6 protein-coding genes are annotated in these 7605 nt (G+C 59.0%); all 6 read left to right on the top strand.

What is annotated here, in order from left to right:
- Nucleotides 1-139: 139 nt before the first annotated feature.
- On the top strand, nucleotides 140-298 hold the full coding sequence (locus ACSSVZ_RS27610; protein ID WP_453974078.1) for a hypothetical protein: 159 nt from the start codon (nucleotides 140-142) through the stop codon (nucleotides 296-298).
- A complete protein-coding gene (locus ACSSVZ_RS27605) occupies nucleotides 295-4065 on the top strand; it encodes an AAA family ATPase (protein ID WP_453974077.1) in 3771 nt (1256 codons plus the stop codon). The genes ACSSVZ_RS27610 and ACSSVZ_RS27605 overlap by 4 nt, the downstream gene beginning before the upstream one ends.
- Nucleotides 4066-4371: 306 nt before the next feature.
- Complete coding sequence (locus ACSSVZ_RS27600) at nucleotides 4372-5568, top strand: site-specific integrase (protein ID WP_453974076.1); 1197 nt, start codon at nucleotides 4372-4374, stop codon at nucleotides 5566-5568.
- Between the two features lie 85 nt (nucleotides 5569-5653).
- Nucleotides 5654-6019, top strand: a complete 366-nt coding sequence (locus tag ACSSVZ_RS27595) for a type II toxin-antitoxin system RelE/ParE family toxin (protein WP_453974075.1) — start codon at nucleotides 5654-5656, stop codon at nucleotides 6017-6019.
- Nucleotides 6019-6384 (top strand): helix-turn-helix domain-containing protein, encoded by a 366-nt coding sequence (locus tag ACSSVZ_RS27590; RefSeq protein WP_453974074.1) that lies wholly within the window; start codon nucleotides 6019-6021, stop codon nucleotides 6382-6384. Before ACSSVZ_RS27595 ends, ACSSVZ_RS27590 begins: the two co-directional genes overlap by 1 nt.
- Nucleotides 6385-6559: 175 nt before the next feature.
- A complete protein-coding gene (locus ACSSVZ_RS27585; protein ID WP_453974073.1) occupies nucleotides 6560-6784 on the top strand; it encodes a hypothetical protein in 225 nt (74 codons plus the stop codon).
- The last annotated feature ends 821 nt before the right edge of the window (nucleotides 6785-7605 follow it).

Genomic DNA, 7605 nt, shown 5'->3' with positions numbered 1-7605 from the left:
TGGTCACCTTACCCTGGCGCCGTGTCGGCACATCCGCCGGCCCTAACCGCCGGACTCTAACTCTACGCCCCGGCCACCTCGATGGGGCAGGCCACATGCCGCGATGTTTCAACACACGAACGGGTCGCGCGACCAACTCATGAACATGGTGAATGACGCCAATGCGAACGAGCTGGAAATCATCCTCGCGCAGCGACCCACGCAGGTCTATTTCACCAAAACGCATCTGTCCGACCTGCGAGCGCTCATACAAGCCGAGGACGAACATGACGACAGCAAAGGCGGAGACGACGAATGAACCGCCCTCTCCGCCACATCTCAATCAGGGTTCCCTGGCATGACACCGGCTGGGATGGCCGCATATGCGAAGCACCTCGGCTAAACGGAGCCTGCCTGAATCTGAGGCGCATTGCCGAAAGCCGGAAGGACGACGCAGAAGAAAAGATCGCGGGGAAGACTCTGGAGGAGGTTCCTCACCAACAGTGGCCGCCGTGCGTTGCCGAACGCATGGGCTTCATGGCTCCTTTCGAGTACACGCGGTTTCCAAATCATCCCTACAATCGCGGTCCTGAAACAAGCCACGGACATTTCAAAGACACGCCGCTTCGGCATCCGCCGTATTCAGCGCCTGCCGTTCCATTCTACTGGATGCTGCGGGAAAACCTGACGGAGCTGGCAGAAGCGCACAGCATTGACGCCATTGACGAGCGCGAGCCCGACCTCGGTTTCGAGGCAGCCAAAACGTGGGTACAGGATCAGGAAAATCAGCAGGCGCTGCTGGAGTGTTTCCGCAGCTACATCAAGCCAGAAAAATCGCTCTGTTTCTTCTATGCCAAGCAAGTTCCGTTCGTGGAAGATGCCGGGGCGCGCCGCATATTGATCGGCGTCGGCAGAGTTCTGCATGCCACACCGCCGCAGGAATACGATTACCTCACAAAGAACCTGACCGGAAAACTGCGTTCCATGTTGTGGGAGCTGATGGTCCAGCATTCCATCCGTCCGGACTTCAGGGACGGATTCCTCCTTCCCTATCACGCGGCCGTCCGCAAGTTCGATGACGATCCGGACTTCGATCCGGCGGATGTCGTGGCTTTCACCCCCGCTGACCGTCTTCCAGAGTTCTCACATGCCTCTCAACTTGTGACACACGACGGCGCCATAGCGTCGTTGCTTTCATGCGGTGCTGCGCTGCGCAGCGTCCGACAGCTTCTGCCCGGTAAATGGGATCACTGTCTCGACTGGATCGACGCGCGTCTCGGTGAGCTGTGGAAGGCGCGCGGCCCTTGCCCCGGGCTAGGCCCTGCATTGTCCGCATTCGGTTTGGACCTCGGGACTTTCATTGCACACACGCTCATGGAAAAGGCAGGCGAGAACGCCGATCCGTGGCCGCTGGTCGAAGCCATGTTTGCGGAACCTGACAAGCACCTGCCGCTGGAACTGGCCCGCGGGGTGGGAAAGACCCTTCGCGCCAAATGGGAGAGGTTGCCGGACGAAAGACGCGCATTGCTGAAATTGCTCAGTCGCTTCGAACTTTCGGGCGACCAGGCGAGGCTTCTCTACGTCCAGGAAGAGCGTGCCGGTCGTGGTATCGACCTCAGCGACGCGGCAATCATCGACAATCCATACGCGGTCTTCGAGGCCACGCGCCTGACCAAAGACCCCTTGAGCGTATGGACGGTCGATCGGGGCGTGTTTCCGCCCGATGAAGTCAGGACGAAGCATCCGCTTCCGGAGCCGAGCGCACTGGATGCGGGAACTGATGCGAGGCGCGTCCGGGCGCTTTGCACCAATATCCTCGAAGACGCCGCGGCCGACGGCAACACACTCCTGCCGCAAAACCGGGTCGTCCTTGCGATTCGTAGTCTCGCGATCCAGCCGGGATGCGCCGTCGATTCCGACCTGATGGATGTGGCGAAGGACGATTTCGGCGGCGTCATCAATGAAATCAGGATGGCGGACGACTCTCCCGCCCTTCAGCTTACGCGCCTGTCGGACATGGGCGCGGTAATTCGAGACGCGCTGGAAAAGCGCATCAAGGGCAAGCGGCACAGCATCGAGGCTGACTGGAGGAAGCGGCTCGATGAACACCTGAAACAACAGGGTGCCGGCGAAACCGATGAACAGGAAGAAAAAGCCCGCACAGAAAAGGTCGCTGCGCTGAAAGAACTGTCGGAATCCCGCCTATCCGTTCTCGTCGGACCGGCGGGAACGGGCAAGACGACATTGCTCTCCGTGCTGTGCGCTCATCCGGATATTGCTTCGGGCGGCATTCTACTCCTCGCGCCGACAGGGAAGGCCCGCGTTCGCATGGAGCAGTCCACGAAGGGCCTTCAGTTGACAGGCTATACCATCGCCCAGTTCCTGAGCCCGAACCGCTACGACGGTGCGACGGGGCGATACCGACTGTCCGCAAAGCCGGCGGACGCTGGCGCGCGAACGGTGATCGTCGATGAAGCGTCAATGCTCACAGAAGAGATGCTCGCGGCGCTACTCCAGGCTCTCAAGGGCGTTCATCGTCTCATACTGATCGGCGATTCGCGCCAGCTACCGCCCATCGGGGCCGGACGTCCATTTGTAGATGTGATAAACCGTCTTGCGCAGGACAACTTGACCGAAATGTTTCCACGTATCACAGCCGGTTACGCGGAACTGTCGATCCGCCGCCGGCAGGCCGGAGAGGACCGCGAAGACCTCCAGCTAGCCGAATGGTTCAGCGGCGCACCGATTGCGCCCGGTGAGGACGACGTGTTCGACAAGGTCGTGCACAAGGGCCAAAGCAAGCATGTACGATTTGTTCAATGGGACAGTGCGGACGAGCTGCGGTCCCGACTTATGAGTATCCTTGCCGATGAGCTGAAGTTGTCCGGGCCTGATGATATAGCGGGATTCGACGCGACTCTTGGAGGCGAACCCTGGAATGAACTTCGCTTCTTCAACCCCCAGGGCAACGGGAAACCCGGCGCGGCTCAAACCGCGGAAGGCTGGCAAATTCTGTCGCCGGTCCGCTCCGCCGCGCACGGCGTCGGCGACCTCAACCGCTTCATCCACAAACGTTTTCGACAGCACATGATCGATGCGTCGCAGAAGGAGAGGAATCGCAAGTATCCGAAGCCTATGGGCGCAGAGCAGATCGTGTACGGGGACAAGGTCATCAACCTGATCAACACCGACCCGACTTCCCGGAGATACCGTCATCGCCGCGTATATCCCGAAAAGGACAACCCATACATCGCAAACGGCGAGATCGGCATGGCCGTCGGGTACTTTTGGAAGTCAGCAGATAAGAAAAACGGACGCGATTTTCGATGGAAGCTGGAAGTCGAATTTTCATCGCAGCCAGGCCACAAATACGACTTCACGACACGCGATTTCGGAGAAGAAGGCAGCCCGGTCCTGGAACTGGCCTATGCGCTGACGGTACACAAATCGCAGGGCAGTGAATTCGGAACCGTCATTCTCGTGCTGCCAAACCCGTGCCGACTGCTGTCACGCGAACTCCTGTACACCGCACTCACGCGACAGAAAGAGCGTGTAATCATACTTCATCAGGGGGACCGCAGCGAACTACGGAAGTTTTCATCCGATAACCGATCCGAGACAGCGCGTCGCCTGACCAATCTTTTCATTGCACCATCGCCGATTGAGATCGATGGACGGTTCTTTGAGGAATACCTCATACATCGCACATCGCGAGGAGAGATGGTTCGCTCGAAGTCAGAGGTCATCATAGCGGACCACCTTGCCAACAGCGGGCTGGAGTACAGCTACGAACGCGAATTGACACTCGACGGAGTGACTAGGTACCCCGATTTCACCGTCGAAGACGCGGAGTCTGGAGAAACCTTTTATTGGGAGCACTGCGGCATGCTGCACGTGCCGAGCTACAAACAGAGGTGGGACGAGAAGCTAGTATGGTACAAGACCCACAACATTCTTCCATATCAAGACGGCGGCGGCTCAAGAGGCACATTGATCATCACGCGCGACGAAGCGAATGGGAGCATCGACTCTGCCAACATTAAGCAGATCATCGCTGAGGTACTTGAGGCCCATCCGGATGGTTGACTGCCTTTAGTCATTGGACCTGGAAAGGAAAATGACAAAGGCCGCCTTTCGGCGGCCTAAGTGATTGTTATATCTCACATTCTATGGAGTTATAACAAAAGTGGTTGCGGGGGCAGGATTTGAACCTGCGACCTTCAGGTTATGAGCTTTCAGTAAGCCAATAGGCGCCAACGGCTCTCAATTATATTCGTTATGTTTTTCAGATAGTTGACGGGTTGCGGGTGTTGGTGGTTGTTGGCAATTGGGGGCAAAGTTTGATATCCAGTGTCCCGGAATTGTCCCGATTTCCAAAGCTCCGAGGTGCCGATGGCGACCATCGAGAAGCGTAAACACACCGACACCGGCGTCGCCTATTATCGGGTGCGCGTTCGGATCCAAGGCTTCCCGGAGCGGCAGAAAACGTTCAAGCGTTTAACGGACGCCAAGCTCTGGGCGCAGCAGACGGAGGCTGCGATCCGCCGTGGCGAAGTGAGGAACGTTGTCGCCAATGCCAAAGGCAAAACGCTCTCGGACGTGATCGCGCGCTATCGGCGGGAGATCCTGCCCCATAAGGCGGCCACGTCACAGCGCGCCGCCGAAAGCTACCTGAAGCACTGGGAGGCGGTTCTGGGTGGGTACGCCCTGTCGTACATCACGCCCGATCTGATCTCGGAAGAACTGGGGAAGTTGGCCGCCGCCGGTGATATGCGCCGCAAACCCAGAAAGCGTGGCTCCGCAGCGCCCAGGCCGAAAAGTCGCAAGACCCAGAAGCTCTATCGCGACATGCTGGGCGTCCTGCTGAAGAATGCCAAATCCTGGGGCTGGGCCACTCAGAACCCGATGGACGGCGTGAATGCGATCACGAACATTCGAGATGAGCGCTCGCGTTTCCTGAGCGATGAGGAGCGAACGAGGCTGCTTGCGGCCTGTCAGGCGAGCAACAACGACTATCTCTTCACAATTGTCGTGTTCGCCCTTTCGACCGGTGCCCGCAAAAACGAGATCCTGGGCCTCACGCTCGCGGACGTGAACCTGCGACGCAGTACGGCTGTCTTTCGGGACACCAAGAACGGCGACACGCGCGCCACCCCCCTTGCCCGTCATCTACGAGAGCTGCTGACCGAGCAGATTGCCAAGGCCAACAATCTCTACGATGCATTGCCGCACAATCCGCCAACCCGATGGCTCTTCCCGCGCGCCGATGGCCTGCAGCCGATCGATATCCGGACGGCTTGGGAGGGGGCTCGCGACAAGGCCGGCCTCGTCGACTTCCGCTTTCACGATCTACGGCATTCCACCGCGAGCTACCTGGCGATGAAAGGGGCGAGTCTGGTGGAGATTGCCGAAGTGCTGGGCCACCGGACGCTTCAGATGGTGCGCCGTTATGCGCACCTGTCGGAAAGCCACGTCAAAGGGCTGGTGGACAGCCTCGGTGAGGACCTCTTTGCGTCAGGCGACGACGAGCGCGAGCCAAAGCGAAAACCCACCGCTGACGCAGAGACAGACGGGGCCCGTGCTCGCTGACACTGGCCCGCCGGCATGCGCATCCGCGAGAATCGCCTCAGAAGTATGGTCTTGAAACCATATGCCGCGAAAGCCATAATTAGTCATGAAATGGGAAGTGCTCTTTCATGAGACGTTCGAGAGGGAGTTCGCCCAGCTGCCCGAGGCCGTACAGGACGAGCTGTTCGCCCATGCGGAGCTCTTGGCGGCATTTGGCCCAAGTCTCAAACGTCCTAGGGCGGATACGCTGAAGGGATCCAGGCACGCCAATATGAAGGAGCTTCGGTTCGACGCAAACGATGGCTTCTGGCGCGTTGCCTTTGCGTTCGACCCGGAAAGGAAAGGCATCCTGCTGGTGGCGGGCGACAAGTCCGGTCAATCGGAAAAGCGGTTCTACCGCCGGCTCATCGCCAAGGCAGATGAGCGGTTCGAAAGCCATCTTTCCGAACTGAGCAAGAAAGGAGGTCGATGATGGCGACCACGCTGAATGAAATGTTGGATAGCCTTCCGTCCGATCGCCGGCAGAAGGTGAGGGCGCGGGCGGAAGAGCTCATTGCCGAAGAGCTGACGCTCCGCGATCTGCGAAAGGCACATGATCTGACGCAGGAACGGATGGCGGAACTCCTGGATGTCGGCCAGGACAGCGTCTCCCGGCTGGAAAAGCGCTCCGACCTGCTCCTTTCCACCCTACGCAGCTACGTCAGCGCCATGGGTGGCACGCTGGAACTTGTTGCACGGTTTCCTGACCGTCCCTCGGTCGTGGTTTCTGGGCTGTCCGGCTTGGACGACAAACCGGGCAAATCAAAGGGCAAGCCACGGGATCGCGTCGGTGGATGAAGTCGGTTTCTGCCGCTGGAGGGAATCTGGTTAGGTGGCTTTCCAGTGCCATTCTAACTCAACCTTGAATTTCAGGGTGGCTTCGGATATATATTCTAATGGCGGCGCGTGCTGTCGTCGCTGGCCTCGCGGCCCTTTCTTTCTTCTTCTCTTTCCCAGACCTTACGAGGGACCGATGAACGAGGGAGATGGTCGCGTCGACCACACGAAGCTGCGGACGGTCAAACAGATTGTCGCTGAGGCACCCTGGATGACAGAAGGCAAGATGCGGTGGTGGCTCTTCCACCGCGACGCCAACGGCCTTGACAAGTCAGGTGCCATTGTTCGTGTTGGAGGACGCATCTACATCCACGTTGACGGTTTTCAGGCTTGGCTTGCTGAGGGATCTCGCGCCGCCTGATCCAAATCCCGGGGCCCGCTGCTAAGCGGGCCCTTTTCAATTCAAAGACGAAAATCAATCATCTGGCGCATATGTGAGGTTATCTGTTGGCTTATAGGTAGAGACTATCTGTTCTAACTATATGCGGCGTCGCCAAAACGCCTCTCACCAACAGTTTCCGTCACACTCGCGTACCTTACTCTGCGTGGTGACCGTACCGCAGTCTGCGCGACCGCGTACCCTGGTCTGCGTAGACTGAGGCAATATCGTACCGTAGTCTGCGTAGGGGCGTACGGTAGTCTGCGTTGGCGCTCCCGAAGCCTGCGGATTTCCGCACCCGCGATTTGGCGCCGGTGTACCGTAGTCTGCGTGGAGGAATTCCGGCGCGAGGAGAGTTCCGCATTGGTGTGACGCTCTGCCAACACACGCTGCCTCGGTCGCCGGCGAAGGCCTCGCTCGACTACATATTCATGGCCAGCGTCAGCAAGACCGACATCGCGCGCCAGCATGAAGACCCGCCGCCAGCCACCTGCTCGTGTGGCAGACAGGCCTGATGAGACAAGCATCGTCGGGTGCGGTGGTGCCTTCCGTGCGTCTCCGATCTCAAAGCGTGCTGTCGTGCTTTCGGGCTGTCGTGCCAGCACGACCTTTTGTTTTCGTGCTTGAACGAAATCCCGCCTCCGGACAGCCGATCCCTGCCGCCGTTGCCTCTCGCAGCAAGCAAGCCTTACCGGCTACTTGCCCTTGGGCGGCACGAACAGCTGGTCGGTGCGGCTGGGCGTCATCAGGAGACCCCACTCGTCCAGGCGAATGCGCAGCCTTGGGAAGGCAGCGCGGATCTG

Source organism: Amorphus sp. MBR-141 (assembly GCF_053628695.1).
Note: the sequence above shows the minus strand (reverse complement) of the source record. Positions and strands in the feature narration are given on the sequence as shown.